The 26,992-nt window shown below is 71.0% G+C and carries 21 protein-coding genes, 1 pseudogene and 2 riboswitches; of the genes and pseudogenes, 14 read left to right on the plus strand and 8 right to left on the minus strand.

Annotation, left to right across the window (positions count from 1 at the left end; translation table 11 throughout):
• Positions 1 to 61: 61 nt before the first annotated feature.
• The 5 genes from ACIO3S_RS16320 to ACIO3S_RS16340 are packed head-to-tail and all read right to left on the minus strand — an operon-like array spanning position 62 to position 4,874.
• Positions 62 to 1,339 carry a glucarate dehydratase family protein gene (locus ACIO3S_RS16320; RefSeq protein ID WP_400465538.1) on the minus strand — a complete coding sequence of 426 codons (1,278 nt, stop codon included), beginning with the start codon at positions 1,337 to 1,339 and terminating at the stop codon, positions 62 to 64.
• On the minus strand, positions 1,336 to 1,731 hold the full coding sequence (locus ACIO3S_RS16325; RefSeq protein WP_400465541.1) for a universal stress protein: 396 nt from the start codon (positions 1,729 to 1,731) through the stop codon (positions 1,336 to 1,338). Before ACIO3S_RS16325 ends, ACIO3S_RS16320 begins: the two co-directional genes overlap by 4 nt.
• Before the next feature lie 12 nt (positions 1,732 to 1,743).
• The gene (locus ACIO3S_RS16330) at positions 1,744 to 3,282 is read right to left on the minus strand and encodes a tripartite tricarboxylate transporter permease (RefSeq protein ID WP_400465543.1); all 1,539 of its coding nucleotides are present in this window, start codon (positions 3,280 to 3,282) and stop codon (positions 1,744 to 1,746) included.
• A 12-nt stretch (positions 3,283 to 3,294) separates the two neighbouring features.
• Positions 3,295 to 3,825: a tripartite tricarboxylate transporter TctB family protein gene (locus tag ACIO3S_RS16335; protein WP_400465546.1), complete on the minus strand. Its 531-nt coding sequence runs from the start codon at positions 3,823 to 3,825 to the stop codon at positions 3,295 to 3,297.
• Positions 3,826 to 3,878: 53 nt separating this feature from the next.
• Positions 3,879 to 4,874 carry a Bug family tripartite tricarboxylate transporter substrate binding protein gene (locus ACIO3S_RS16340; protein WP_400465549.1) on the minus strand — a complete coding sequence of 332 codons (996 nt, stop codon included), beginning with the start codon at positions 4,872 to 4,874 and terminating at the stop codon, positions 3,879 to 3,881.
• 154 nt (positions 4,875 to 5,028) lie between these two features.
• Between ACIO3S_RS16340 and ACIO3S_RS16345 the strand changes: the two genes are divergently transcribed.
• The gene (locus ACIO3S_RS16345; RefSeq protein WP_400465552.1) at positions 5,029 to 5,940 is read left to right on the plus strand and encodes a LysR substrate-binding domain-containing protein; all 912 of its coding nucleotides are present in this window, start codon (positions 5,029 to 5,031) and stop codon (positions 5,938 to 5,940) included.
• Positions 5,941 to 6,392: 452 nt separating this feature from the next.
• Here the strand turns inward: ACIO3S_RS16345 and ACIO3S_RS16350 are convergent, their stop codons facing one another.
• Entirely contained in the window at positions 6,393 to 7,691 is a 1,299-nt protein-coding gene (locus ACIO3S_RS16350) for a DUF222 domain-containing protein (RefSeq protein WP_400465555.1), read from the minus strand.
• A 510-nt stretch (positions 7,692 to 8,201) separates the two neighbouring features.
• On the opposite strand from ACIO3S_RS16350, the gene kdgD reads away from it, so the two are divergent.
• The 5 genes from kdgD to ACIO3S_RS16375 are packed head-to-tail and all read left to right on the plus strand — an operon-like array spanning position 8,202 to position 13,661.
• Positions 8,202 to 9,116: a 5-dehydro-4-deoxyglucarate dehydratase gene (gene kdgD, locus ACIO3S_RS16355; RefSeq protein WP_160028042.1), complete on the plus strand. Its 915-nt coding sequence runs from the start codon at positions 8,202 to 8,204 to the stop codon at positions 9,114 to 9,116.
• A 42-nt stretch (positions 9,117 to 9,158) separates the two neighbouring features.
• On the plus strand, positions 9,159 to 10,652 hold the full coding sequence (locus tag ACIO3S_RS16360) for an aldehyde dehydrogenase (NADP(+)) (RefSeq protein ID WP_400465559.1): 1,494 nt from the start codon (positions 9,159 to 9,161) through the stop codon (positions 10,650 to 10,652).
• Entirely contained in the window at positions 10,649 to 11,974 is a 1,326-nt protein-coding gene (locus tag ACIO3S_RS16365) for an enolase C-terminal domain-like protein (protein ID WP_400465562.1), read from the plus strand. The genes ACIO3S_RS16360 and ACIO3S_RS16365 overlap by 4 nt, the downstream gene beginning before the upstream one ends.
• A gap of 7 nt (positions 11,975 to 11,981) precedes the next feature.
• A complete protein-coding gene (locus ACIO3S_RS16370; protein ID WP_400465565.1) occupies positions 11,982 to 12,776 on the plus strand; it encodes a sulfite exporter TauE/SafE family protein in 795 nt (264 codons plus the stop codon).
• Positions 12,777 to 12,836: 60 nt separating this feature from the next.
• Positions 12,837 to 13,661 carry an ion transporter gene (locus ACIO3S_RS16375; protein WP_400465568.1) on the plus strand — a complete coding sequence of 275 codons (825 nt, stop codon included), beginning with the start codon at positions 12,837 to 12,839 and terminating at the stop codon, positions 13,659 to 13,661.
• Here the strand turns inward: ACIO3S_RS16375 and ACIO3S_RS16380 are convergent.
• Entirely contained in the window at positions 13,647 to 14,813 is a 1,167-nt protein-coding gene (locus ACIO3S_RS16380) for an ABC transporter substrate-binding protein (protein WP_400465571.1), read from the minus strand. The genes ACIO3S_RS16375 and ACIO3S_RS16380 overlap by 15 nt on opposite strands.
• A gap of 103 nt (positions 14,814 to 14,916) precedes the next feature.
• Positions 14,917 to 15,122, plus strand: a riboswitch (cobalamin riboswitch).
• Between the two features lie 55 nt (positions 15,123 to 15,177).
• On the opposite strand from ACIO3S_RS16380, the pseudogene ACIO3S_RS16385 reads away from it, so the two are divergent.
• The 5 genes and pseudogenes from ACIO3S_RS16385 to bluB form a co-directional block, all read left to right on the plus strand.
• Positions 15,178 to 15,366: pseudogene (locus tag ACIO3S_RS16385) on the plus strand (nitrite reductase); the annotation flags it as partial.
• Between the two features lie 645 nt (positions 15,367 to 16,011).
• Positions 16,012 to 16,665 carry a precorrin-8X methylmutase gene (locus tag ACIO3S_RS16390; RefSeq protein ID WP_201451410.1) on the plus strand — a complete coding sequence of 218 codons (654 nt, stop codon included), beginning with the start codon at positions 16,012 to 16,014 and terminating at the stop codon, positions 16,663 to 16,665.
• The gene (gene cobJ, locus ACIO3S_RS16395) at positions 16,662 to 18,221 is read left to right on the plus strand and encodes a precorrin-3B C(17)-methyltransferase (protein ID WP_400465574.1); all 1,560 of its coding nucleotides are present in this window, start codon (positions 16,662 to 16,664) and stop codon (positions 18,219 to 18,221) included. The genes ACIO3S_RS16390 and cobJ overlap by 4 nt, the downstream gene beginning before the upstream one ends.
• Entirely contained in the window at positions 18,218 to 19,003 is a 786-nt protein-coding gene (cobM, locus tag ACIO3S_RS16400; protein WP_400465577.1) for a precorrin-4 C(11)-methyltransferase, read from the plus strand. Before cobJ ends, cobM begins: the two co-directional genes overlap by 4 nt.
• Entirely contained in the window at positions 19,003 to 19,629 is a 627-nt protein-coding gene (gene bluB, locus ACIO3S_RS16405; protein ID WP_350712985.1) for a 5,6-dimethylbenzimidazole synthase, read from the plus strand. The genes cobM and bluB overlap by 1 nt, the downstream gene beginning before the upstream one ends.
• A gap of 449 nt (positions 19,630 to 20,078) precedes the next feature.
• Here bluB and cbiE read toward each other — a convergent pair whose 3' ends face one another.
• On the minus strand, positions 20,079 to 21,305 hold the full coding sequence (cbiE, locus tag ACIO3S_RS16410) for a precorrin-6y C5,15-methyltransferase (decarboxylating) subunit CbiE (protein ID WP_400465581.1): 1,227 nt from the start codon (positions 21,303 to 21,305) through the stop codon (positions 20,079 to 20,081).
• Positions 21,306 to 21,321: 16 nt separating this feature from the next.
• A riboswitch (cobalamin riboswitch) is annotated at positions 21,322 to 21,463 on the plus strand.
• A gap of 24 nt (positions 21,464 to 21,487) precedes the next feature.
• Between cbiE and ACIO3S_RS16415 the strand changes: the two genes are divergently transcribed.
• From ACIO3S_RS16415 to ACIO3S_RS16425, 3 genes are read left to right on the plus strand one after another with little or no spacing between them, the layout of a single operon-like run.
• Positions 21,488 to 23,581, plus strand: a complete 2,094-nt coding sequence (locus ACIO3S_RS16415; RefSeq protein WP_400465583.1) for a magnesium chelatase subunit D family protein — start codon at positions 21,488 to 21,490, stop codon at positions 23,579 to 23,581.
• Positions 23,581 to 24,195, plus strand: coding sequence for a cob(I)yrinic acid a,c-diamide adenosyltransferase (gene cobO, locus ACIO3S_RS16420; RefSeq protein WP_160028064.1), 615 nt, complete (start codon positions 23,581 to 23,583; stop codon positions 24,193 to 24,195). Before ACIO3S_RS16415 ends, cobO begins: the two co-directional genes overlap by 1 nt.
• A complete protein-coding gene (locus tag ACIO3S_RS16425; RefSeq protein WP_400465588.1) occupies positions 24,189 to 26,912 on the plus strand; it encodes a cobyrinate a,c-diamide synthase in 2,724 nt (907 codons plus the stop codon). Before cobO ends, ACIO3S_RS16425 begins: the two co-directional genes overlap by 7 nt.
• The last annotated feature ends 80 nt before the right edge of the window (positions 26,913 to 26,992 follow it).

Here is a 26,992-nt window from a genome sequence, read left to right on the forward strand (position 1 = left end):
TGCGGCCCGCGCATCGCGGGCCGCAGCTCCCTCATGGGGGTTAGGGGTTGGTTCCTGCCAGTCACCAACGCGAGGTGTTCGGGGTGAAGTCCGGCTCGAACGAACGCATGTAGACCGTGTCCTCCCTGCGGCGCACGCCGCAGCTGAGGTACTGCTCGTGCAGCACGCCGAGCAGGTCACGATCGAGCTCCACGCCGAGGCCCGGACCCGTCGGCACCGTGATCGCGCCGTCGTTGAAGTCGAGCACCCCGGGGCGTACGACGTCCTGGGTCTTCCACGGGTAGTGGGTGTCGCAGGCGTAGGTCAGGTTGGGGGTCGCGGCGGCCAGATGGACCATCGCGGCCAGGGAGACGCCGAGGTGGGAGTTGCTGTGCATCGACAGGCCCAGCCCGAAGGTGTCGGTGATGCCGCCCAGCAGCGCCGACTGGCGCAGCCCGCCCCACAGATGATGGTCGGAGAGCACGATCTGGACCGCGTCGGCCGCGATCGCGGGCTTGAGGTGCTCGAAGGCGATCACGCACATGTTGGTGGCCAGAGGTACGTCGGTGCGGGCCGAGACCTGCGCCATCCCCTCGATCCCGGGCGTGGGGTCCTCGAGATACTCCACGATGCCGGCCAGCCGCTCGGCGACCTTGACCGACGTCTCCGGCGTCCAGGCGCCGTTGGGGTCCAGCCGCAGCGGCAGCTCGGGGAAGGCCTCGCGCAGCGCCTCGATCGCGGCGCACTCCTCGTCGGGGTGGAAGACCCCGCCCTTCAGCTTGAGCGAGCCGAAGCCCCAGCCCTCGACCAGCCGCTTCGCCTGCGCGACGATCTGGTCGGGGTTCAGCGCCTCGCCCCATTCGTCGTCGGGGTGGCCGGGGTGGCCGGCCCACTTGTAGAACATGTAGCCGCTGAACGGCACCCGGTCGCGCACCGCGCCGCCGAGCAGGTCGCTGACAGGACGGCCCGCCTCGCGGGCGACCAGGTCGAGACAGGCGACCTCGAAGGGGGAGTAGACGGTGTCGACCGCGGAGGAGACGTCGAGCATGCCGCCGAAGGAGGCACCCGCCCCGCCGGTCTCCTTGCCGAGCACGTCGACGACGAGCCGCCGCAGGCCGTGGGTGTCGTAGGGGTCGGCGCCCGGGAGTGACTGGGCGACCGCGTCGAGCCGGGCGAGATGGGTCTCGTCGGCGTACGTCTCGCCGAGGCCGACCAGGCCGGTGTCGGTGTGCAGCTCGACGATCGCGCGCAGCGCCCACGGCTGGTGCACGCCGACGACGTTGAGCAGCGGCGGGTCGGCGAACGCGACCGGGGTGACGACGACCTTCGAGATGCGGCTGGCGTTGGGGCCGGCGCTCATGCGGTCGGCTTCACGGCGAGGACGGGCACACCGGCGTCGAGCAGGATGCGCTGGGCGTCGCTGCCCAGCAGCGCCTTGCCGACCGGTGAGCGGCGGCGCAGCCCGATCACGATCAGCCGGGCGCCGGTCGAGGCGACCAGATTGTCGAAGGTCTCCACGACGTCGGCGCCGTGCGTGGTGTGGTCGACGCGAGCGCTCACCCCGACCTCGGCGGCGCGAGCGACGAGCTTCGCGGCCGCGGCCTCGTCGACGAGGTCGGCGTCCACGGTGGCGCCGCGGCGCGGGCTGTTCACGATGACGACGTCGTCGCCGCGTGCCGCCGCCTCGGCCAGGCCGGCTTCGAGGGCCGCCTCGCCTACCGGTGTGGGGACATAGCCGATCAGGATGGTCATGGTGTGCCTCTCTCAGCGGGTCGGGGTGTCGGCGTCGTCGCGCTCGGCCGGGGCCGGGGTGACGGTGGCGGCCTTGCGCCGGGCCAGGATCGCCTTGGCGGCGGGCCAGAGGGCGACCAAGACGAAGGCGGCGAGGATGGTGCCCGAGATCGGGCGGGTGAAGAACCCGGTCGGGTCACCGTCGAAGATCAGCATCGAGCGGCGTACGCCGTCCTCCACGATCGAGCCCAGGACGAAGGCGAGCACCAACGGGCCGGGCTCGAAACCGACCTTCTTCATCAGGTAGCCGATCAGGCCGAAGACGATCATCACGAAGATGTCGAAGGTGGAGTTGTTGATCGTGTAGACGCCCAGGATCGTGATCAGCGCGGTGATCGGCGCCAGGATCGCCGGACGCACCCGCAGGATGCGGACGAAGATGCCGACCAGCGGGATGCTCAGGACGAGCAGGATCAGGTTGCCGATGTACATCGAGTTGATGACGCCCCAGAACAGGTCGGGGCGCTCCTCGACCAGCTGCGGACCGGGCGAGATGCCCAGGATGAGCAGGGCGCCGAAGAGCATCGCCATCGACGCGTTGGCCGGGATGCCGAGGGTCAGCAGCGGGATGAACGAGGAGGTTGCGGCGGCGTTGTTGGCGCTCTCGGGAGCCGCGACGCCCTCGATGGCACCGCGCCCGAAGCGCTCGGGGTGCTTCGAGATCCGCTTCTCCGTGGCGTACGCGGCCAGGGAGGCCATCACCGCGCCACCACCGGGCAGCACGCCCAGGACGAAGCCGATCAGCGAGCCTCTGCCGATGGCGCCGGAGGACTGCTTGAGGTCCTTGCGGGAGGGCCAGATGTTGGCCACGACGGCGGGCACGTGGGGCTTCCCGTGCCGCTCCTCGAGGTTGTAGAGGATCTCGCCGACACCGAAGAGACCCATCGCGACGACCACGAAGTCGATGCCCTCGGTCAGCTGCAGGCTGCCGAAGGTGAAGCGCTCGGCGCCGCTGAAGCTGTCGCGGCCGACCGTGGCCAGCAGGAGGCCGAACGCGGCGGCGATCATGGCCTTGAGCTTGTTGCCGTTGCCGATGGTGGCGACCAGCAGGACGCCCAGCAGGGCCAGGGCCGCGTACTCCGGGTCACCGAAGTTGAGCGCCCAGCCGGCGATCAGTGGCGCCACCAGGGTCAGGCCGAGGATGGAGACGGTCGCGCCGACGAAGGAGCCGATCGCGGCGATACCGAGGGCGGTGCCGGCCTTGCCCTGCTTGGCGAGGGCGAAGCCGTCGAAGACGGTGACGACCGATGAGGCCTCACCTGGCAGCCGGAGCAGCACCGAGGTGATCGTGCCGCCGTACTGGGCGCCGTAGTAGATGCCCGCCAGCATGATGATCGCGGAGACCGGGTCGATGCTGTAGGTGATCGGCAGCAGGATGGCGATCGTGGCCGCCGGCCCGAGGCCGGGAAGTACGCCGATCAGCATGCCGATGAGCACGCCGATCAGGCAGTAGAGCAGGTTCTGCGGTTCGGTGACGAGCCCGAAGCCGTCGAGGAATGCGTTGACGTCCACTGGGGGCTCCGCTCAGAACAGGTGGGGCAGCGGGATGCGCAGCCCGTAGAGGAAGAGGAAGTAGAACGCGGTGACCGTGGCGACCGAGGTGATGATCGTGCTGCGCCAGGACTCGCCGCCGAGGAACCTCAGCCAGACGACGCACAGCAGCAGCGAGGGGATCTCGAAGCCGATCACGGGCATCAGCAGGGCCAGCACGATGAAGGTGACCAAACCGACCGCGGGGAGGATGCTGGAGCGGGTGAACTTCTCGCTGTCGGTCAGTCTCCGGCCGACGACGAGCAGCGCCGCGGCCATCAGCGTGATGGCGATGCTGACCACGAACGGCCACAGGCCGGGCCCGGGCTGGCGCAGCGAGCCCAGGCCGTAGCCGTAGGAGAGGACCGCGCCGCCGATGCCGACGACGAGAGCGACGAGCGCACCCACCACCTGGTAGACCGGTCCGCCGGAGGGAGGGCGTTCCTCCTCCAGTTCATGGGCCACCTCGGCCTGGATCTCGGCCAGGATGTCCTGGTCAGGAGATGGGGTGCGTTCGTCGCTCATCGTCATGCCTTCGTGGGTTCGTACGTGCTGGGTGCTGCGCCGCCGGGAGAGGCTCAGCCCTCGCCGAGGTTGAGACCGTACTGCTCGACCAGGTCGGCGTACCGCTTCTTGTCCTCCTCGAGCTGGGTCACCACCTCGTCACCCGAGATCTCCATCGGGGTGAGGCTGTTCTGCTTGTTGAAGGCCTGGTACTCCTCGGTCTTGAAGGTGGCCTGCATCGCCTCGGCGAGGGTGTCCTTGACGTTGTCCGGGGTGCCCTTGGGGACGGTCATGAAGCGGTACTGCGCGACCTCGACGTCGAGGCCCTGCTCCTGGGCGGTCGGGACGTCCGGCAGGTAGTCGACCCGCTCGGGACCGAAGACGCTCAGCGGGGTCAGCTTGCCCGACTCGATGTTCTCGATCGCCTCGCCGACCTGGATGCAGGCGGTGTCGACCTGGCCGCCGAGCACCGCGGTGAGGGCGGGCGCGCCGCCGTCGAACGGCACGGCCTCGGCCTCGACGTCGCTGGAGCCGAACGTCAGGCCGCAGGAGAGCTGTGAGCCGGTGCCGACACCGGTGGTGCCGTAGGTGAGCTTCTTCTTGGCCGCCTTGATGTCGTCGAGCGACTTGAAGCCGCTCTTCGGGCCGGCAACCATCACGTAGTCGTCGCGGGAGACACCCTGGACGACGTCGAAGTCGTCGAGGCTGGTGGCCTCCTCCTCGCTGACCGCGAGCGGCGTGATGGCGAACAGGGAGGCGTTCTGGATCGCGATGGTCTGACCGTCGGGCTCGGCCTTGGCGACCTTGTTGGCGGCGAGCGCACCGTTGGCGCCCTCCAGGTTGATCACCGGGAAGGAGGCGCCGAGCTCGTCGGAGAGGCCCTTGGAGACCGCCCGGCTGATCAGGTCGCTGGAGCCGCCGGCCGAGGCACCGACGTACATCTCGACGTTGCCGGCGGGGTAGTCCTCGCCGTCACCGCTGCCTCCGGTGGTGTTCGAGACACCGCAGGCCGAGAGAGCCAGGGCCGCGACGCCTGCGGTCGCGGCAAGAAGGTGGGAAGTGGTACGCATCGTTGCTCCTAATTCCTGGTGGCCGGGCTGGTGGTGGCACGTGGCATGGCCCGACGTCGTGTGACCACCGACACTAAGAGTCTTAGCGATACCGGTCCAAGCCCGATTCGGCATAGAGTGTTCCACTTGGTGCATCGTGGTCTACTCTGGCCAGATGATCACGCTCGACCAGGTGCGCTCTTTCGTGGCGGTCGCCGAAGAGCTCCACTTCGGCCGGGCCGCCGAGCGGCTGCGGATGACGCAGCCGCCGCTGTCTCGACAGATCCAGAAACTGGAGAAGGCCGTCGGCGCGCAGCTGCTCGAGCGGGACAACCGCCGGGTCGCTCTCACCGGTGCCGGAGCCGCCTTCCTCGACGAGGCCTACCGGATGCTCAACCTGGTCGAGAGTGCCGGTGACCTGGCCCGACGGGTGGACGCGGGCGCCGCCGGCGTGGTCCGGCTCGGCTTCACCGCGGTCTCCGCGATCTCGATCCTGGGACCCCTGCTGCGCCGCCTCACCGTCGAGCTCCCCGATGTCGAGGTGCGGCTCTCCGAGCGGGTCACCCTCGCCCAGGTCGACGGCATCCGCCACGGCGAGCTCGACATCGGCCTGGCCCGCCCGCCCTTCGACACCGAGCTGCTCTCCTCGAGGGTCATCTCCCGCGAGCCGCTGATGGCCGTACTCCCGCAGGGCCACCCCCTGGCCGAGCTCGACCGACCGCTGACGCCCGAGGACTTCGAGGGCCAACCCGTCATCGGCTATCACCCCCAGCAGTCGCGCTACTTCCACGAGCTCTCCGTACGCTTCCTGGCCAACGCCCACCCCCGCATCGAGCAGCGTGTCCATCAGGTCCTCACCGCCATGCTCCTGGTCTCCGCCGAGCGTGGCGTCGGCTTCGTCCCGGTCTCGGCCAGCTCGCTGCACGTAGAAGGCGTCGTCTTCCGCCCCATCGAGCACGGCGGCGGCGACACCCGCCTCGACAAGGACCCCGAGCGCCCCGTCGAGCTCCATGCGATCTGGGCGCGCGGCTCTGTCAGTCCGGTCGTACGCCGGGTTCTCGATGCGATCATCGAGATGAATCGCTAAGGGACTGGCCGCCGACCCGTTACGGATGGTGTTCTCGCCAGATCCCGGAGTAAAGGACGGCCTTCGGCCGCCGGCTTCGCCGGCCGCTTCGCGGTCCTTGACACCGGGCTCCGCCGAGAATTTTGGCTGGCTATCGGGTCGGCGGCGGGGTGTGGCGCGGATTCCCTGGGTTGGGTACGGGCTTGGGAGTCCGGGCCGGTGATCTCCCTGGGGACGGATGGTCTCCTCGTGCTTTTACAAGACGATGACACCTTGTGAACGCTTCACAAGCGTGCTGACGCAACCGGTTTCAGGTGGATCACGCGGGCTGACGGGCAGGGTCATCAGCTGGCGACGAGCACGCAGAGAATGCGGCACAACACGACGCCACGGTGCCTGAGGACACGGATCAGTGATCGCCGGTCGGGGGCTCGGATGAGTACGGGCACGGCGGCGCAGGCCCGCCCCGGGGATCAGCTGGTTCGGGTGTGCCTGGTGAACCGGATCCGCCCATCCGGGAGCCGCTCATAGGTGTAGTCGGGGTCGTGGATCCGGCGATGGTCGCTCGCACACAACAAGACCATGTTGGCCAGATTCGTGAGACCGCCTGCGGACCAGGGTTTCAGGTGATGGGCTTCGGTCCAGGCGGCGGGGGCGTCGCAGTCTTCGGCCTGGCAGCACTTGTCTCGCAGCCGGAGCGCGCGGTGTTGGACCGGATACGCCAACCTCGCGGTGCGGCCGAGGTCGAGGATCTCGGAGTCGGTGCCCAACACCACCGGGACGATGTCAGCGTTGCAGGCCATCCGGCGGGCCTCGGCAGCGGTGATCTGCTCCCCGTCGAAGCCCAGGGCGGCGGTGCCGAGGTCGTTGCGGAGGTCTTCGACGCTCATGGTGATGAACATCGTGGTCGCATGCCCGCCGTGCCTGGGGAGTTGGTCGACGTCGTAGGTCTCGACCACGCGAGCGAACGCCTGACCGAGCAACCGGTCGTAGGGGGCTTTGCGGCCCTTGTCCTCGGCCGAGAGCTTCCTGGGCTGGGCCAGGGAGTCCAACAATGTGCGGAGCCGCATCCCGACCGCGCGGGAGACCCGGGCGTGGATGTCGATGGTGCCGTCGCCGTTGTCACGGGAGGAGAAGAAGGTACGCCGCTGGGCGTGCTCTTCCTCCCGCTGCAACGCCTTGGCCTCAGCCTGCTCGAACCGCTCCGGGTCGATCTCGCTCAGGATCCGGCGTCCGACGATCTTCAACTCATTCGCCGTCAACCGAGTCGCGTAATCGACCAGGAGCTTCTCGGCCAGGGCCAGGTCCTCGGCGCTGGCGGCGGGGTCGGCCTCGATCTGGTCGAGAGCTTGGGTGATCACCCGGGCCTTGTCCTGGGACACCACACCCTCGGCCAGGCCCGCCGCCACGAGGTCGTACTTCGCGACCGCCGCCGCGAGGTCGTACTTCGCGACCGCCGCCGCGAGCTTCATCTGGGAGCGAGCCACGCCCTTGTCCACGAGCAGCTCGGTCCGCATCCACCCGGAGGCGTCTTTCGCGCCGGTCTCCTCGGCGATGTCACCGGCCGTGGCGATCACCCGCAGCTTCAAGGCGGCTTGTTGGGCTTGGAGCTTCTCCAACCGCTCCAGGAGGTCCTTCTTCTGCCCGGTGTGCCAGAAGGCCGGGTCGGTGGCCAGCAACTCTTGGAGGGCGGTCTCGATGGCGGCCAAGGCAGCGTCGATCGCATCGCCGGGGTTGGTGCCCCAGTGGTCGATGTCGCGGCCGAGACTCATCGCTGCCCTCTCCTTCAGAGGTGTGCTGTGATGTGCCTGATTCTACGCTCCCCACCCCTGTATGACCACCTATTTTCCCTGGTCAGAGACCATTTTTGCGGTGAGCGAACGGCCTCGTTTCTGTGGATGGTAAGTGGCCCGAAGGGCCACCCTTCCACCCCATCAGCATCACCTGTCCCAAGCAAGATTCCGCTGCGCCACACCCGGGCCGCCGCCCCGATAGCCAGCCAAGTTCTTTCTCGACGGGCGCCGGTGTCAAGGACCGCGCAGCGGCCGGCGAAGCCGGCGGCCGCAGGCCGTCCTTGACTCCGGGGTTCGTCGAGAAGACCCTCAAAGAACGGGTCGGCGGCCCACCAGCCCCGAAGAACCCGCCTGCAACAAGCAGACCCCGCAATGCCCTCAAAGCATCACGAGATTCAAATTCGGGCTTGGACAAGCATCATCGAACGTTCATAGCGTGATGGTCACCACCTTCCCCACAGCACACCCAACACCTGAAGGACGTGACTCGTGACCGAGTACAGCCCGACCGACCTGGCCGCCCAGCTCAAGAGCGGGCTTCTCTCGTTCCCGGTCACCCACTTCAACGAGGACCTCCAGGTCGACGAAGAGGGCTACCGCAAGCACCTGAGCTGGCTGGCCGAGTACCCGGTGGCCGGGCTCTTCGCAGCCGGCGGCACGGGTGAGGGCTTCTCGCTGAACGCGGAGGAGACCGACCAGGTCGTACGTGCCGCGGTCGACGAGGTCGCGGGGGCCGTGCCGGTGCTGGCGCCGGCGACGGGCAGCACGGCCAACGCGGTCGCGCAGGCGAAGGCGGCGGAGGCCGCGGGCGCCGACGGGATCCTGCTGATGCCGCCGTACCTCACCGAGGCCGGGCAGGCGGGGCTCGTCGAGCATGCCAGCCGCGTGTGCGAGGCGACCGGGCTCGGCGTGATCGTCTACAGCCGCGCCAACGCGGTGCTGCGCGACGAGGCCGTCGACCAGCTCGCCGAGCGCAACCCGACGCTGATCGGCTTCAAGGACGGCGTCGGCAACATCGAGCAGATGACTCGTACCTACGCCCGGGTCGGCGACCGGCTCATCTACATCGGTGGCCTGCCGACGGCGGAGACGTTCGCGCTGCCGCTGCTCCAGCTCGGCGTGAGCACGTACTCCTCGGCGCTGTTCAACTTCGCGCCGAAGTGGGCGGTGGAGTTCTACGACGCCGTGCGTGCCCAGGATCGTGACGAGGTCTACCGTCGTCTCAACGAGTTCGTGATCCCCTACCTCGACATCCGCGACCGCACGGCCGGCTACGCCGTGTCGATCGTCAAGGGTGGCCTGACCGCGATCGGCCGGCCCGCCGGCCCGGTCCGCCCGCCGCTGACCGACCTGCGCGAGGACGAGATCGACGAGCTGCGCGAACTGATCGCCCGGATCGCCTGACGCCGATCCGCCCCTGAGAGACCGACCCGATAGGAAGGGAACATGAGCTACCGCTCGATCATCGCCGGAGCCGACTCCGAGCAGCCCGACGTCACCGCCGCCACCAGCGCCGCGGCCGAGGCCTTCGCCGGCTACCGCGCCACATCCCCTGAGGCCCGGGCGGACTTCCTCGAAGCCGTCGCCGCCGAGATCGAGGCGGCCCGCGCCGAGATCGTCGAGGCCGCTGTCGCCGAGTCGCACCTGCCCGAGGGCCGGATCAGCGGCGAGGTCGGCCGCACCACCGGCCAGCTCCGGATGTTCGCCGGCGTCGTGCGGCGCGGTGACCACCTGGGCGTACGCATCGACCCGGCCATCCCTGACCGGACCCCGCTCCCGCGGTCGGACATCCGTCAGCGCCAGATCGCCCTGGGTCCGGTGGCGGTCTTCGGCGCCAGCAACTTCCCGCTCGCCTTCTCCACCGCCGGCGGCGACACCGCCTCGGCGCTGGCCGCGGGCTGCCCCGTGGTGGTCAAGGGCCACCCTGCTCACCCGCTCACGGGCTACCTGGTCGCGCAGGCCATCACCCGTGCGGTCGAGAAGGCCGGGCTGCACGCCGGCACCTTCTCCTTCCTCCTCGACACCGACTTCAAGGGCGGCATCGAGCTCGGCCAGGCCCTGGTCGTCGACCCGAGGATCAAGGCCGTCGGCTTCACCGGCTCCCGCGGCGGCGGGCTGGCGATCGTCGCGGCCGCGGCGGCCCGACCCGAGCCGATCCCGGTCTACGCCGAGATGTCCTCGATCAACCCCGTCGTCGTCCTCCCCGGGGCGCTCGATGGTGACGTCGACGCGCTCGCCACGGCGTACGTCGGCTCGCTGACCCTCGGCTCCGGCCAGTTCTGCACCAACCCCGGCCTGCTCTTCCTCCCGAAGAGCGAGGCGGGCGACGCCTTCCTGGCCGCCGCCGGCCGGGCCACGGCCGAAGCCGTCGGCGCGACCATGCTGACCTCCGGCATCGCCGCCGCCTACGAGAAGGGCACGGCCGCCCTCCGTGCCACCGACGGCGTCACCGTTGTCGGCGAGGGCACCGCCGGGGAGACCGACGCCCCCGCGCCCCAGCTCGTCGAGGCCGCCGGTCTCGACGGCGTGACCGACGAGGTCTTCGGCGCCTCCGGCGTCGTGGTCCGCTACGAGACCGTCGAGGAGCTGCTGCCCAGCCTGGACTCCCTCGAGGGCCAGCTCACCGCGACGGTCCACGCCACCGACGCCGACAACGAGGCGGCTGCCCAGGTCGTCTCCGCGCTCGAGCTCAAGGCCGGACGGATCCTCTTCAACGGCTGGCCGACGGGCGTCGAGGTCGGCCACGCGATGGTTCACGGCGGCCCGTTCCCGGCCACCTCCGACTCCCGCACCACATCGGTCGGCAGCCTCGCGATCGAGCGCTTCCAGCGCCCCGTCGCCTACCAGGACGTACCTGCCGCGATCCTCCCGGAGGCCGTACGCGACGACAACCCGTGGCACCTCGCCCGGCGGATCGACGGCGAGCTGCAGCTGCCATGACCAATACGACCATCGCGAAGATCGAGGTCGTCCCCGTCGCGGGCCACGACTCGATGCTGCTCAACCTCAGCGGCGCGCACGCGCCGTTCTTCACCCGCAACATCGCGATCCTCACCGACTCCGAGGGTCGCGAGGGTGTCGGCGAGGTGCCGGGCGGCGAGCCGATCCGGCGCACCATCGAAGAGGCCGCCGAGCTGCTCGTCGGCCAGCCCGTCACCCGCTACCGCAGCCTGCTGCGGCAAGTCGCGGAGCGGTTCGCCGACCGCGACGCCGGCGGCCGCGGAGCGCAGACCTTCGACCTGCGTACGACCGTCCATGCCGTCACCGCGCTGGAGTCCGCGCTCCTCGATCTCGCAGGTCAGGCACAGGGTGTGCCGGTCGCCGAGCTGCTCGGCGACGGGCAGCAGCGCGACTCGGTGCCGATGCTCGGCTACCTCTTCTACGTCGGTGACCCCGACAAGACCGAACTGCCCTACCTGCGGGAGCCGGACGGCGCCGACGACTGGGACCGCGTCCGGCGAGAGGTCGCGCTGACCCCCGAGGCGGTCGTACGTCTCGCCGAGGCCGCCCAGGCCCGCTACGGCTTCGCCGACTTCAAGCTCAAGGGCGGTGTCCTCGCCGGTGAGGAGGAGGTCGCCGCGGTGACCGCGCTCCACGAGCGGTTCCCCGACGCCCGGATCACCCTCGACCCCAACGGCGGCTGGCTGCTCGCCGACGCCGTCCGGCTGCTCAAGGGCAAGGACGACGTGCTCGCGTACGCCGAGGACCCCTGCGGCGCCGAGGGCGGCTACTCGGGTCGCGAGATCATGGCCGAGTTCAAGCGCGCCACCGGGCTGCGTACGGCGACCAACATGATCGCCACCGACTGGCGTCAGATGTCGCACGCGATCCGCACCAACGCCGTCGACATCCCGCTGGCCGACCCGCACTTCTGGACCATGTCCGGCTCTGTCCGCGTCGCCCAGATGTGCCACGACTTCGGGCTGACCTGGGGCTCCCACTCCAACAACCACTTCGACGTCTCGCTGGCCATGTTCACCCACGTCGGCGCCGCCGCACCGGGGGAGATCACCGCGCTGGACACCCACTGGATCTGGCAGGACGGCCAGGGTCTGACCGAGTCGCCGCTGGAGATCCGCGACGGTGCCGTCGCAGTACCGACTGCACCGGGTCTCGGGATCCGGCTCGACCGCGACCGTCTCGCGGCCGCGCACGAGCTCTACCTCGAGCACGGGCTCGGCGTACGCGACGACGGCGTCGCCATGCAGTACCTGGTGCCGGGGTGGGCCTTCGATCCCAAGCGCCCGTGCCTGGTCCGCTGACAGCCCGGTGAGCGCCGAGCTCGCCTGGCTCCTGCTCGCCGGCATCGGTGCGGGACTGACCGGCTCGGTGGCCGGTCTGGCCTCGCTGGTCAGCTACCCCTCCCTGCTGGCCGCGGGGCTGCCGCCGGTCGTCGCCAACGTCACCAACACGGTGGCCATGTTCGGCGTCACCGGCGGCACCGTCGCGGGTTCGCGGCGCGAGCTGCGCGGCCAGGGCAGAAGGATCGCCTGGCTGGCACTCGCCTCCTTCCTCGGCGGCGCGGTCGGCGCGGCCCTGCTGCTCACCACGCCTGCCGAGGCGTTCGAGACCGTTGTGCCCTGGCTCGTCGGTGGTGGAGCGGTGCTCCTGCTGCTCCGCGACCGGATCCGGTCCTGGGCAGCCGCCCGCGCCGCCGCGCGGCCGCCACGGGAGGACTCGTCAACAGGTGTCGATGGGCGACGTACGCTCGCCCGCGGCTTCGGCTGGGGCGTCATCGTGTTCGTGCTCGGCATCTACGGCGGCTACTTCGGCGCCGGGGTCGGGATCATCGCGCTGGCCGTCCTGGTGCTCGAGCGCACCGAGGCCCTGGCGATCACCAACGCGGTCAAGAACGTCGCCACCGGCGTCGCCAACGGCACCGCCGCGATCGCGTACGTCTTCTTCGCTCCCGTGGACTGGCCCGCCGCGATCGCGCTCGGAGCGGGTGCCGTGATCGGCGGATTCCTGGGGCCCGCGATCGTCCGGGTCGCCCCCGAGCGCCCGCTGCGCTGGTTGGTCGGTCTGGCCGGTCTCGGGCTCGCGCTGCACCTGGCGACAACCTGAGACCCGGCTCGGCCCGATAGGCTCCGGCCGCGGTCACGGTCACAGGAGGACATCGCGAGCATGGGTTCGAGCAACATCTCGGTGCGCGCCCGGGTGCGTGCGCTGGTCGAGGACGACCTCTTCCAGAAGACGATCATCGGGGTGATCATCCTCAACGCGGTGGTCCTCGGCGTGGAGACGATGGTCCCCGAACACCTCGCCCACGAGCTGGCGTTCCTCGACAGCGTGCTCCTCGGAGTCTTCGTCGTCGAGCTGGCGCTGCGGCTGGTGGCGTACGGCCCGAAGTTCTTCCGCGACCCGTGGAACATCTTCGACACCGTGATCGTCGCGATCGCGCTGGTGCCGGCGACCGGGCCGATGTCGGTGCTGCGGGCGCTGCGGATCCTGCGCGTGCTGCGCCTGGTCAACTCGGTCCCGTCCATGCGTCGCGTCGTCGACGGCCTGATCGCGGCGATGCCCGGGATGGGCTCGGTCGCGGCCCTGCTGGTGCTGATGATGTACGTCGCTGTGGTCATCTCGACCAACCTCTACGGCGAGATCGCCCCGGAGTACTTCGGCGACCTCGGCACCAGTGCGTTCACGCTCTTCCAGACCATGACCGGGGAGGCCTGGCCCGACATCGCCCGCGAGGTGATGGCCGAGGACCCCTCCGCCTGGATCTTCTTCGTCGTCTTCATCCTGGTGATGACCTTCGCCGTCCTCAACCTCTTCCTCGCCGTGGTCGTCTCCGGCATGGAGAGCGTCGAGACGCTCGCCGAGCATGAGGAGAAGTCCGACGCCGAGATGATGGCCATCCTCACCTCGTTGCGGGAGGACCTCACCGCCGTACGCGAGGAGCTGGCCGCCACCCGGGCCGAGCTGAAATCGGACTCAGCTGCCCGTTGAGGCGATCTCCTGCACCACCATGTTGCGGGGACCGTCGGCGGTGCCCTTGACCACCCGCAGGAAGTAGGGCTGGTCGGGGTTGTGGTTGGGGTCGAAGGTCCAGTTCCCGCGCGGGCTGACGATGGTGCCGACCGAGCCGAGGGAGTCGGCGATCTCGTTGCGGCTGACGTCGTCGGAGAGGTCGAGCGCCTTGTCGAGCGCGGCCGCGGCGTCGTAGGCCTGCACCGAGTAGACCGTCGGGGTGGCGTCGTACGCCTCGCGGTAGTCCTTCACGAAGGCGTCGTTCATCAGCGAGTCCATCGTGTCGCTGTAGTGCAGCGCGGTCCGTACGCCTGACGCGGCGCTGCCCAGAGCGGACAGCACGTCGCCCTCGGTGAGGAAGCCCGGGCCGTAGAGCCGGGTGCTCTTGGCCAGCCCGGACTCGCGGTACTGCTGCACGAACGCCTCCGCCTCCTTGCCGGCATAGGCGGCGAAGATCGCGTCCGCGCCCGAGTCCTTCGCCTTGTCGAAGAGCCCCGACCACTCCTCGGTCACGCCCGCCGGCGTGTAGCTCTGACCGGCCACGCTGCTGCCGGACGCCTCCAGGGCGATCATGAAGCTGTCGGAGAACTCGTGACCGGCCGCGTCGTCGGACCCGATGACGTACGCCGTGCCCCCGTCGGTCTCCTTGGCGACCGCCGTCCCGAGGGCACCGCCCAGGTCCGAGTTGGTCGAGGACGTACGCCACAGGTAGTCGGAGCCATCGGCGAACTCGTCGGCGCCGGCGCCGGTCACGATCAGCGGCGTCTCGCTGTTGTTCGCGACGTCCTTGGCTGCGAGTGCCGTCTCCGAGCTCGCCACGCCGACGACCGCCTGGACCTCGTCGTCCTGGATCAGCCTGGTCACTGCGGCGACGCCGGTCTCGGCGCGGTCGCCCTCGTCGGCCTCGACGACGTCGACCAGCCGGCCGCCGAGCTCCCCGCCGTGCTGGTCGAGGTAGAGGTCGAAACCCCGGCTCATGTCGGTGCCGATCGACTTGTGGACGCCCGAGGTCGGCACGACCAGACCGATCGACACCTTCGACTCCGAGGTCGTGGCGCAGGCCGTCAGGCCGAGCGCGAGCGCCGGGATGGGCGCCAGAACGAACAACTGCCGGTGAGCCGAGCCTGTCACGGGAGACTCCATCTTTGGGGGTGGCCTCGGAAGATTTCGAGTAGCCGAACATTGGCACAAACCCCGGCCGGGCGGCGAGCAATTCGGCGCCGTGTCCCCAAGTCGGTAGTCTCGCCCTGCCAGTCGTACTCCATGCCTGATGGGGTCAGGGAACCCGGTGAAAGTCCGGGACTGACGCGCAGCGGTGAGGATGACGGGCGGGGCACGCCCTCCTTCCGGGGAGAGCAGCCACTGGAGCCTGGCTCCGGGAAGGCGCTCCGTTCCGATCGATTCCGAGTCCGAAGACCTGCTGGCTCTGGCGGCGCCCGCCGCCAGGTCACCACGTGCCCCGCGCAAGGGCACATGACGCAGAGCAGGTGTCCTGATGTCGCGAGTCCGAACCGACCGGTGCCCCGGAGTCGGTCGTCCGTGGGCGGCCGAGGACGGCCTGCTGGTGCGGCTGCGCCTGATCGGCGGGTCCGTCTCGTCCGCCGCGCTGCTCTCGCTGATCTCCGTGGCGGAGACCTACGGCGACGGGCGGATCTACCTCACCGGTCGCGCCAACCTGCAGGTGCGCGGCCTGCCGAGCGTCGACGGCGGGCTGCCGGGCGAGGTGCTCACCGCGCTGAAGGCGACCGGACTGGTGCCGGCGCAGACCCACGAGCTCGTACGCAACGTGATGGTCTCTCCGCAGACGGGGCTAGCCAGTGGCCGGGCCGACCTGCGCGGCGTCGCGGCGTCCCTGGACCGGCTGCTGTGCGCCTCGCCGCGGCTGGCCGCGCTGCCGGGCCGGTTCCTCTTCGTGCTCGACGACGGTCGCGGCGACCTGGTCTCGCGGGAGTGCGACCTGGGCGTGGTGGCGCTGTCTGCCACGGAGGGACAGTTGCGCGTCGGCGGCTCCTGGGGGCCGGTCGTGCCGCTCGCCGAGGCCGCTTCCCGGCTGGTCGCGCTCGCCTCACGTTTCCTGGACGTACGCGGCGAGGGGCCGTCGGCGCCCTGGCACGTCTCCGAGCTGGACGCACCGATGGTCGAGCCGGTCGCGGCCGACGATCGGGTCCCTGCCCCGGCCGAGGAGCTCGGCTACGGGCCGGTGCCCGGTGGCGAGCACGTCGCCGCCCCGGACGGCGCCCTGGACCGGGCCGCGGTCTCGGCGCTGGCGGAGCGGGTGCCGGCGGTCGTGGTGACGCCGTGGCGTGGCGTACTCGTGCCGTCGCCGCAGGTGCGGCCGCCCCGGCGCTACGACTACATCGACCAGGGGCCGGCGATCTACGTCGACTCCTTCGCGACCATCCGGCGCGAGGCCGACCTCTCTGCCGTGCCGGCCGACGCCGAGCGGCTCGCGGTGCGGATGATCCACGGCAGCGGGCAGGTCGACCTCGCCTCCGACCTGGTCATCCACCCCGGACTGGTGAAGGCCGCCCGGGGCGCGCTGGAGGCAGGAGCGCCGATCCTGTGCGACGCGACGATGGTTGCCACCGGGGTCACCCGCAGCCGGCTTCCGCGCGACAACGAGGTGCTCTGCATGCTCGGTGACGACCGGGTCCCGGCGCTCGCGCGCGAGTGGGGAACGACCCGCACCGCCGCCGCGCTGTCGCTGTGGGAGCCCTACCTCGAGGGCGCGGTGGTCGCCATCGGCAACGCCCCGACGGCGCTCTTCCACCTGCTCGAGATGATCCTCGACGGCGGTCCGCGGCCGGCCGCGATCGTCGGCTGCCCGGTCGGCTTCATCGGCGCGGCCGAGTCCAAGGAGGCGCTCGCCTCGTTCGCCGCCGACCACGGGATCGACATCCCCTACGTCACCGTCCGGGGCCGCCGCGGCGGCTCCGCGATGACCTCCTCCGCCCTCAACGCACTCGCCCAGGAGCAGGAATGAGCACCGATGTACGCGGGCGGTTCACCGTCGTCGGGATCGGTCCGGGCGATCCCGAGCTGATCACCCTCAAGGCCGCCCGGCTGATCGGCGCGGCCCCCGTGATCGCCTACCACGCCGGGGTGCGCAAGCAGTCGCACGCTCGGCGGATCGCGTCGTCCCTGATCCCCGCCGACGCGGTGGAGGAGGAGCTGCGCTACCCGGTCACCACCGGGACCACCTCGCACCCGGGCGGTTACGTCGGGGCGATGGCCGAGTTCTACGAGTCCTGCGCGGTCCGGCTCTCCGCCCATCTCGACGCCGGCCGCGACGTGGTCCTGCTCGCCGAGGGCGACCCGCTCTTCTACGGCTCCTCGATGTACCTCCACGACCGGTTCAAGGAGGTCTACGAGACCTCCGTCGTGCCGGGCGTCCCCGCCTTCGCGGCCGCCACCGCCGCGGTCTCGACCCCGCTGGTGCGCCAGACCGACGTGCTCACGGTCCTCCCGGGGACCCTGCCCGAGCCCGAGCTCGCCCGTCGGCTCGCCGACACCGAGGCGGCGATCATCATGAAGCTCGGCCGGACCTTCCCCGCGGTCCGTTCCGCGCTCGCTGCCGCCGGGCGGCTCGACGGTGCGTGGTACGTCGAGCGTGCCTCGCAGCCCGAGGAGCGCTGGCTGCCGGTGGCCGATGTCGACCCGTCCTCCGTGCCGTACTTCTCGCTCATCGTGGTGCCCGGAGACACGGCTCCCGGACCCGCCGCGGCGCGGCTGCGGCAAGAGCTCCCCGCGGTCGAGTCCGTCGAGGTGACGCGCGGGGGCGTCTCGACGGGCTCGACCTCCGGGGACACCGGGGAGGTCCTCGTCGTCGGACTCGGGCCGGGGCCGGACGGGTGGCTGACGCCCGAGGTGAGCTCGGCGCTGGCCGAGGTCGGCCACGTCGTCGGCTACGCGCCGTACGTCAACCGGGTGCCGCAACGCGAAGGGCTGCGGCGGCACGCGTCGGGCAACACCGTCGAGGTCGACCGGGCCCGGCACGCGCTGGACCTGGCGCTCGCCGGGGAGCGGGTCGCCGTCGTCTCCGGCGGCGACGCGGGTGTCTTCGGGATGGCGTCAGCCGTCTTCGAGGCGGCCGAGGATCCGGCCTATGCCGGCGTACGCGTCCGGGTGCTGCCCGGGGTCAGCGCCGTCCAGGCGGTGGCCGCGCGGGCGGGCGCCCCGGTCGGGGCCGACTTCGCGGTGATGTCCCTCTCCGACCGGCTCAAGCCGTGGTCCGTCGTGGAGGACCGCCTGCGCGCGGTCGCGGCCGCCGACCTCGTGCTGGCCATCTACAACCCGGCCTCGCGCTCGCGCACCGAGCAGATCGGCCGGGCTCGCGACGTGCTCCTCGAGCAGCGCAAGCCGGACACCGTGGTCGTCGTCGGGCGTGACGTCGGGCGGGCCGAGGAGTCGCTGACGGTGACCACGCTCGGTGACCTCGACCCATCGACCATCGACATGAAGTGCCTGGTCATCGTCGGGGCGAGCTCGACCCGGGCGACCGCCGCTGGGCAGGTCTGGACGCCGAGGTACGTCCAGTGACCACCCAGCAGACCGTGCACTTCGTCGGTGCCGGCCCCGGCGCGGCCGACCTGCTGACCGTACGCGCGACGAGACTGCTCGAGGCCGCCGACGTGGTGCTCTACCCCGGCACCTACCTGGACCCCGACGTGCTGGCGCACTGCAGCCCCGCGGCCGAGCTGGTCGACACCCAGAAGCTCGACCTGGACCAGATCGTCGGCGAGATCGTCGCCGCGCACCGGGATGGCAAGCAGGTCGTACGCCTCGTCTCCGGCGACCCGTCGGTCTACTCGGCGGTCGCCGAGCAGACCCGGCGGCTCGATGCCGCCCAGGTGCCCTGGGACGTGACGCCGGGCGTGCCCGCCTACGCCGCGGCAGCCGCGCTCGTGGGCCGGGAGCTGACCGTGCCGCTGGTGGCGCAGTCGGTCGTCCTCACTCGCACGCAGGCCAGGTCGACGGCCATGCCTGAGGGGGAGTCTCTCGCCGCGTACGCCGCGACCGGCGCCACGCTCGTGCTCCACCTGGCGATCCGTCGCACCCGTGAGCTGATGGCCGAGCTGCTGCCCTACTACGGCCCGGAGTGCCCGGTGGTGGTCGTCTACCGCGCCAGCCAGCCCGAGGAGCGGGTGCTTCGCGGGACGGTGTCGACCATCTCCGACGCGGTCGAGGAGGCGGGTCTGAGGCAGGCAGCCATCATCCTCGCCGGGCCCGCCCTGGCCCGCGACGGAGGCGAGTCGTTCCTCTACGATGCGGCTCGCCCGCGGGTCTCGACAAGCTCGACCACCAGGGCGAGAGGTGCCTGATGGAGCTCTACGACGCGATCAACCGCCGTCGGGACACGCGTGCGGAGTTCACCGGTGAGCCGGTCGACCCTGCCGTGCTCGAGCGGGTTCTGTCGGCAGCCCACGCCGCGCCGAGTGTCGGGATGACGCAGCCGTGGGACTTCGTGCTGGTGCGCTCGCCGGAGACGCTGGCGGCCTTCCGTGAGCACGTTGCCACCGAGCGGGACGTGTTCGCGTCCTCGCTCTCCGGGGAGCGGGCCGAGACGTTCTCCCGGATCAAGATCGAGGGCATCTGCGAGTCCGGGCTCGGGGTGGTCGTCGGCTACGACCCGACTCGCGGCGGGTCACAGGTCCTCGGGCGGCATGCCATCGCCGACGCGGGGCTCTACTCGACCGTCCTCGCGATCCAGAACCTCTGGCTCGCCGCCACCGCCGAGGGCCTCGGCGTTGGCTGGGTCAGCTTCTACCGCGAGGAGTTCCTGCGGTCGCTGGTCGGGCTTCCGTCGCACGTACGTCCGGTGGCTTGGCTCTGCGTCGGACACGTCGAAGGTCTCCCGGGTGTTCCCGACCTCGAGCGGTTTGGGTGGAGGCATCGGTCGGAGCTGTCCTCCGTGGTTCATGAGGAGAGGTATCTCTCGGGGCGCTGAGGTTTTTCGTGGTTGGTGTTTGCCGCCGACCCGTTCTTGGAGGGTGTTCTCGGCGCCGTCCGGAGTAAAGGACGGCCTTCGGCCGCCGGCTGGCGCCGGTCGCCTTCGGCGATCATCTCGACAAGCTCGATACATCGCCTTGACACCGGACGTCGCCGAGAATTTTGGCTGGCTTTCGGGTCGGCGGCAGGGGTGTGGCGCGGAGTTTTGAGTTGGTCACGGGCTTGGGAATCCTGGTTTGACCTTGCACCGGTAGTCGGGGTGGTTTGGTGGGTGGAAGGAATTTTTCTTCCACGCGGCGACCGCCGCTCGGTGGCGGACCGGAGGCGAACGAAAATTCGTTCGGCGGCGAGGCCTCCAGTTCGGACCCGTTGGTAGCGGAAGGAATTTTCCTTCCCTGGGTGTGGGCGGGGACGCGGCGGGCGAACGAATTTTCGTTCACCGGAGTTTCACCAACGGATAGACGCTCCGACGGAGCCGTCGGCAGGGACGACGAAGGACCACTGCGTCACCGTCCGTGCGGGAGTCCAGCCGGTGAAGGTGCCGATGGGGGCGGAGGTCTCGACGGCGATGCGGGTGAGCTCGCCGCCGTGCTGCTGATAGGCGGTGGCCAGCAGCTGCTCGGTCTCCAGCGTCACACCGTGGACGACGAGCCGGCCGCCGGGGCGGAGGGCGGCCAGGCAGGTGTCGAGCACTCCGGTGCGGGTGGCGCCGCCGCCGATGAAGATCGCGTCGGGCGCAGGGAGATCGCGCAGCGCGTCGGGGGCGCGGCCCTGGACGACGGTGAGGCCGGGCACGCCGAGACGGGTCGCATTGCGGGCGATCCGGGCCGCCCGCTCGGGCGAGGCCTCGACCGCGGTCGTGGTGCAGGAGGGGTGCGCCCGCATCCACTCGATCCCGACCGAGCCGGCGCCGGCGCCGACGTCCCACAGGTGCGCCCCGGGGGTGGGGGCCAGGCGTGCCAGAGCAGAGGCGCGCAGGTCGCGCTTGGTGAGCTGACCATCGTTCTCGAAGACGTCGTCGGGCAGGCCCGCGGCCCAGCCGAGGAGGGTGGTGCCGACGCACTCGATCGCCACGACGTTGAGCCGCGGCGACTCGCCCGCCCAGGTCGAGGCGGTCCCGGTCCGCGCGCTCTCGGTCTCCGCTCCCAGATCGCCCAGAACGGTCATCATGGACCCTCCGAAACCGGCCGTGACCAGGAGGTTCGCGATCGAGGCGGGGGTCGATCCGTCCGAGGAGAGCGCGAGGATCCGGCGAGCGGGGGCGAGCTCGCGGGCGACCAGCGACACGTCGCGGCCGACGACGCTGACGACCGCGCACGACTCCGCCGGCCAGCCCATCCGGGCGCGGGCGAGGGCGACGGAGGAGACGGCCGGCTCGATGCGTACGTTCTTCCGGCCGAGAAGCGAGATCAGGGTCGTTCCGATGCCGGAGACCAGCGGGTCGCCCGAGGCCAGCGCCACGACGGGTGAGCCGTCCGGCAGCGACTCGAGGAGAGCCGGGAGCCCCTCGCGCAGCGGGGACGGCCAGGGCTCGCGGCGCTGGCCGGGTACGTCGGGGACGAGGTCGAGATGACGCTTGCCGCCGAGGAGGACGGCGGACTCCAGGATCAGCTGCTGGTGACGTACGGGAATCTCGTCCCAACCTCCGGCACCGATGCCCACCACGACGATCATGAGGCCAGACGCTACAGTGACCGCACAGGCGCGAGGTGCCCCGACTGGGGAGAATCTGGGAAGCCGGTGAGATTCCGGCACAGGCCCGCTGCGGTGAATCGAGCCCCATCACGGGGACTCGACAAGTCCGAAGACCGGCCCCGCGTCCATCCAATCAACGCGATAGGGAGCGGGAGCCTCTCATGCCGGTGCACTACCCATTTTCTGCCGTCCTCGGCTGCCAGGCGGACGACCTCGACGACATGGGCCTCGCGCTCGTGCTCACCACCATCTCCCCGGAGATCGGCGGGGTCCTGGTCCGTGGCGAGAAGGGGACCGCGAAGTCGACGGCCGTACGCGGTCTGGCGGCCGTGCTGCCCTCGATCTCGGTCTACGCCGGGGATCGGTTCTCGATCGACCCGGCCGACCCCTCCGCGGAGTCGCCGGACGGCCCGTTCGGGTCCGCCGCCGTCGTGGAGAGCCGGCCGGTGCGGCTGGTCGAGCTCCCGGTCGGCGCCACCGAGGACCGCGTCGTCGGCTCGCTCCACCTGGAGAGCGCGCTCTCGCGCGGCGCCGTCGAGTTCGAGCCGGGGCTGCTGGCGCGGGCCCACCGCGGCCTGCTCTACGTCGACGAGGTCAACCTGCTCCACGACCACCTGGTCGACCTGCTGCTGGACGCGGCGGCGATGGGCCGGGTCTCGGTCGAGCGCGACGGGGTCTCGGTCGAGCACGCCGCACGGTTCGTGCTGATCGGCACGATGAACCCCGAGGAGGGCGAGCTGCGCCCGCAGCTCCTGGACCGCTTCGGGCTCACCGTCGAGGTCGCCGCGCCCCGGGATCCGGCGCTGCGCGCCGAGGTCGTACGCCGCCGGATGGCGTTCGACCTGGACGCGCCCGCGTTCGTCGAGCGCTATGTGGCCGCCGAGCGTGACCTGACCGCACGCGTCTCCACCGCCCGCGCCCTCGTCGGGAAGGTCCGGCTCACCGCGCCCGGTCTGCTCAAGATCGCCGAGGTCTGCGCGGCGTTCGAGGTCGACGGGCTGCGCGCCGACATCGTCACCGCCCGCACCGCGGTCGCGCACGCCGCCTGGGCCGGGCGCTCCGAGGTCACCCGCGAAGACATCCGCCGGGCCGCGCTGCTGGCCCTCCCGCACCGCCGCCGTCGCAACCCCTTCGACGCTCCCGGGCTCGACGAGGACCTGCTCGACCGCATCCTCGGCGACGAGGAGCTACCGCCCGAGCCGCCTGAGGGTGGGGACTCCGACGAAGGTGGCGCTGACGACTCTGTTGGTCCCACTGAGCCAGATTCCGCTGGGCCTCCGCCTGGCGGCTCCGACGACTCGACCGACGCGGAGTCCCCGACCACCGATCAGCAGTCCCCGCCGGTCGAGCCCGCGAGCGACGACTCTTCGCTGGTTGAGCCCGCGAGCGCAGCGAGCGGTGTCGAAACCAACACGGTCACCGCCGCAGGCGCCGCATACCGCCCCCGCCTGCTGACCGTCTCCGGCCTGGGCACCGGCCGCTCCGGCGGCCGGAGCAAGGCGATCGGCAGCAGCGGCCGCCGCATCGGCGCGGACACCAGCACCCGTGGCTCGCTCCACCTCGTCGAGACGCTCAAGGCGGCCGCAGGCAAGCAGAGCGCCCGGGACCGTACCTCGTCGAAGGTCGAGCTCCGGATCGAGGACCTCCGCACCGCGGTCCGCGAGGGCCGCGAGGCCAACCTGGTCCTCTTCTGCGTGGACGCCTCCGGGTCGATGGCCGCACGCAAGCGGATGGCGCAGGTCAAGGGCGCCGTCCTCTCGCTGCTGCTCGACGCCTACCGGCGCCGCGACAAGGTCGGGATGATCACCTTCCGGGGTGAGGGTGCCGAGCTGGTGCTGCCGCCGACCGGGTCGGTCGACCTCGCCGCGGCCCGCCTCGACGAGGTGCCCGCCGGAGGACGTACGCCGCTGGCCGAAGGCCTCCTCGAGGCCGCCCGCGTGCTCCAGCGCGAGCACCTGCGTGACCCCGATCTGCGACCGCTGCTGGTGGTCGTCACCGACGGTCGCGCGAACTCCAAGACCCACGGCAAGGAGGCCGTCCGGCGCTCGCAGCAGGCCGCCGCGTACGTCGCCGGACTCGGTGTCACCACGGTCGTCATCGACTCCGAGAGCGGGCCGATGCGGCTCGGGCTGGCCCGCCAGCTGGCCGTGCACCTGGGCGCCGAGCACGTGCCGGTCGCCGAGGTGAGCGCCGAGGCGCTGACCTCCGCCGTCCACGGGTTCACCGGATCCACCATGGGAAGGGGCGCTGCCTGATGCCGAAGGGACAGCCGCTGAACGTACCTGATGACGGGCTCACCACCCGCCAGCGTCGCAACCGGCCCCTGGTGATGGTCCACACCGGCCCCGGCAAGGGGAAGTCGACCGCCGCCTTCGGGCTCGCGCTGCGCGGCTGGAACCAGGGCTGGCGGATCGGGGTCTTCCAGTTCGTGAAGTCGGCCAAGTGGCGCATCGGCGAGCAGACCGTGCTCGAGCGCCTCGGGAAGCTGCACGAGGAGACCGGCGAGGGCGGGCCGGTCGACTGGCACAAGATGGGTTCCGGCTGGTCCTGGAGCCGCAAGCAGGGCGACGCCGAGGACCACGCCGCGGCCGCCGCCGAGGGCTGGGCCGAGATCAAGCGGTGCCTGGCCGCGGAGACGTACGACCTGCTCGTCCTCGACGAGTTCACCTACCCGATCAAATGGGGCTGGGTCGACGCCGCGGAGGTCGCCTCCGTCCTCGCCGAGCGGCCGGGGCGCCAGCACGTGGTGATCACCGGCCGCGACGCCGACCCCGCCGTGCTCGAGGTCGCGGACCTGGTCACCGAGATGACCAAGATCAAGCACCCGATGGACGCCGGCCAGAAGGGCCAGCGGGGCATCGAATGGTGACCCTGCCCCGGCTGGTGGTCGCTGCTCCCTCGACCGGCTCGGGGAAGACGACGATCGCGACCGGGCTGATGGCGGCGCTGCGTGCCTCCGGGAGCGTCGTGAGCGGTCACAAGGTGGGCCCGGACTACATCGATCCGGGCTACCACGCGCTCGCCACCGGACGCCCGGGCCGCAACCTCGACCCTCACCTGGTGGGGGAGTCGCGGGTCGTGCCGCTGCTGCTCCACGGCGCCGCCGGCGCGGACGTCGCGGTCATCGAGGGTGTCATGGGCCTCTACGACGGCCGCCTCGGCACCGACGGCTTCGCCTCCACCGCCCACGTCGCGGCGCTGACCTCCTCGCCGGTGGTCCTGGTCCTCGACGTCGCCCGGATGTCCCGCTCCGCTGCCGCGATCGCTGCCGGGATGGCAGCCTTCGACCCATCCGTACGCATCGGGGGAGTCGTGCTCAACCGCTGCTCCCCGGGACGCAACGCCGAGGAGATCCGGCGAGCGCTGGAGCAGATCGGGCTGCCGGTGCTCGGCATGCTCCCCCGCGACGAGACGCTCGCGTCCCCGTCGCGCCACCTCGGCCTCGTCCCGGTCGCGGAGCGCGACGAGTCGGTCGCGCTGATCGAGCGGCTGGGGGAGCAGGTCGCCGCCCACCTCGACCTGTCCGCCCTGCTCGACGTCGCCCGCTCGGCTCCGGCGCTGGACGGGGATCCTTGGGATCCGGTGGCGGCGTTGCGCGAGAGCGACCGTGTTGGTTTCGACACGGCGTCGCTCGTTCCTCACGACGCCGGCTCAACCAACGGTTGCACCGTCGGTCGAGCCGCCGGAGCCGCTAGGCGGAGGCGTGTCGAGACCAACACGGCTCCTCCCGTGATCGCCGTGGCCGGCGGACGCGCCTTCACGTTCCGCTACCCCGAGACCGAGGAGCTCCTGGAGGCGGCGGGCTGCGACGTACGCGCCTTCGACCCACTCACCGATCCCGCGCTGCCCGAGGGCACCAGGGGGATCTACCTCGGCGGCGGCTTCCCAGAGATGTACGCCGCCGACCTCGCCGCCAACACGAGCCTGCTCCGCGACCTCCGGGCGGCCGTCGAGGCCGGGGTGCCGACCGTCGCCGAGTGCGCCGGTCTCCTCTACCTGGCCGAGTCCCTCGACGGCGTGCCGATGGCCGGTGCCATCCCAGCCCACGCCGCGATGAGCGAGCGGCTGACCCTGCGCTACCCGGTCGCCACTGCTGCCTCCGACTCCCTCCTCACCCGCGCCGGCGAGCAGGTCACCGGCCACGAGTTCCACCGCACCACCACCTCGCCCCCCGCCGGCCCCCGAGCCGCCTGGAAGGTCGAGACGTCAGTCGCGTCGCCCGAGACGTCACCTACGTCGATCGAAACGGCAGGTGTGGTGGGCGAGACTGCAGTTGTGGACGACGAAGGTCGAGTTTCGCAACCCACAAGTGCCAACTCGACCGGCATAAGTGCCAACTCGGCGGACGCCGCTGACGCCTCGGCGCTGACGGGGTACGCGTCGGAGACCTTGCATGCTTCGTACCTGCATGTGCATTGGGCCGGCCATCCGCACCTGGCGGCCCGGTTCGCGGTCGCGGCTCATAGGTCGGCGCCGCACTTTCCCGCCATGGCGGGAAAGTGCGGAGAGACGAGCAACAACCCGCCTTCAGAATCCCGCCATGGCGGGGAAATGCCCGCCGCGACGGACGGCCCGCCGGCCGATCCGCTGCGGCACCATGGGGATGTCGAGGTGGGGGAGGGGCTGCTCGACTTCGCGGTGAACGTCTACCCCGATGAGCGGCCGGAGTGGCTGGACCAGGCGCTGCACGAGTCGCTGGCATCGGCGGCCTACCCCGACGAGGGGCCGGCGCGGGCGGCGTTGGCCAAGCACCACGGCCGCGAGCGGGCCGAGGTGCTCCCGACGGCGGGAGCGGCGGAGGCGTTCACGCTGGTCGCCCGGGCCAGGCCATGGCGGCGGCCCGTCGTCGTGCACCCGCAGTTCACCGAACCCCACGCAGCGCTCGAGCAGGCCGGCCACACGGTCACCGAGGTACGCCTCCGGGCCGAGGACGGGTTCGCCCTCGACCCGGCGGCCGTGCCCGCCGACGCGGACCTCGTCGTCGTCGGCAACCCGACCAACCCCACCGGCGCGCTCCATCCCGCCACGACCCTTCGCGCCCTCCTCCGTCCTGGCCGCCTTGTCGTGGTCGACGAGGCGTTCATGGACGCGGTTCCTGCCGAGCCCGAGACCCTCACCGGCGAGCATGCAGGGGGCCTGCTGGTGATCCGCAGCCTGACGAAGCACTGGTCGATCCCGGGGGTCCGCGCAGGCTACGTCGTCGGCGATCCCGCCGCGATCGGCGACCTCGAGGCCGTACGCACGCCGTGGTCGGTGTCGGCCACCGCCGCCGCTGCGATGATCGCCTGCGCTACCGAGCGGGCGAGCGCGGAGGCCCGCGACCGCGCCGAGCGGATCGCCACCTGGCGCGACCACCTCGAGGCGGGCTTGCGGGACCAGCAGATCGAGTACGTCCCCTCGGCCGCCTCGTTCGTCCTGGCCCGCCCGGGCGCCGGAGTCCGTGAGGCCTTGCGCGAGCAGGGCATCGCCGTACGCCGGGCGGACACGTTCCCCGGGCTCGGTCCGGAGTGGGTGCGGATAGCCGTACGTCCGCCCAAGGTCACCGACCGCCTCCTGCACCAGCTCGAGCAGCAGGTGAAGGCGTGACACCCGAGTGGATCGCCCTCGCGGCAGCGACACTTTCCCGCCATGGCGGGAAAATGCCGCCGTCTCGCCACCCGGTATGC

Origin of the sequence: Nocardioides sp. NPDC087217 (genome assembly GCF_044744805.1) — a bacterium.
Classification (GTDB): domain Bacteria; phylum Actinomycetota; class Actinomycetes; order Propionibacteriales; family Nocardioidaceae; genus Nocardioides.

Coding starts and splice junctions, on each gene's coding strand:
- ACIO3S_RS16320 (WP_400465538.1), bottom strand. CDS start 1,339: ATGAGCGCCGGCCCCAACGCCAGCCGCATCTCGAAGGTCGTCGTCACC.
- ACIO3S_RS16325 (WP_400465541.1), bottom strand. CDS start 1,731: ATGACCATCCTGATCGGCTATGTCCCCACACCGGTAGGCGAGGCGGCC.
- ACIO3S_RS16335 (WP_400465546.1), bottom strand. CDS start 3,825: ATGAGCGACGAACGCACCCCATCTCCTGACCAGGACATCCTGGCCGAG.
- ACIO3S_RS16340 (WP_400465549.1), bottom strand. CDS start 4,874: ATGCGTACCACTTCCCACCTTCTTGCCGCGACCGCAGGCGTCGCGGCC.
- ACIO3S_RS16345 (WP_400465552.1), top strand. CDS start 5,029: ATGATCACGCTCGACCAGGTGCGCTCTTTCGTGGCGGTCGCCGAAGAG.
- ACIO3S_RS16350 (WP_400465555.1), bottom strand. CDS start 7,691: ATGAGTCTCGGCCGCGACATCGACCACTGGGGCACCAACCCCGGCGAT.
- ACIO3S_RS16360 (WP_400465559.1), top strand. CDS start 9,159: ATGAGCTACCGCTCGATCATCGCCGGAGCCGACTCCGAGCAGCCCGAC.
- ACIO3S_RS16365 (WP_400465562.1), top strand. CDS start 10,649: ATGACCAATACGACCATCGCGAAGATCGAGGTCGTCCCCGTCGCGGGC.
- ACIO3S_RS16375 (WP_400465568.1), top strand. CDS start 12,837: ATGGGTTCGAGCAACATCTCGGTGCGCGCCCGGGTGCGTGCGCTGGTC.
- cobJ (WP_400465574.1), top strand. CDS start 16,662: ATGAGCACCGATGTACGCGGGCGGTTCACCGTCGTCGGGATCGGTCCG.
- bluB (WP_350712985.1), top strand. CDS start 19,003: ATGGAGCTCTACGACGCGATCAACCGCCGTCGGGACACGCGTGCGGAG.
- cbiE (WP_400465581.1), bottom strand. CDS start 21,305: ATGATCGTCGTGGTGGGCATCGGTGCCGGAGGTTGGGACGAGATTCCC.
- ACIO3S_RS16415 (WP_400465583.1), top strand. CDS start 21,488: ATGCCGGTGCACTACCCATTTTCTGCCGTCCTCGGCTGCCAGGCGGAC.
- cobO (WP_160028064.1), top strand. CDS start 23,581: ATGCCGAAGGGACAGCCGCTGAACGTACCTGATGACGGGCTCACCACC.
- ACIO3S_RS16425 (WP_400465588.1), top strand. CDS start 24,189: ATGGTGACCCTGCCCCGGCTGGTGGTCGCTGCTCCCTCGACCGGCTCG.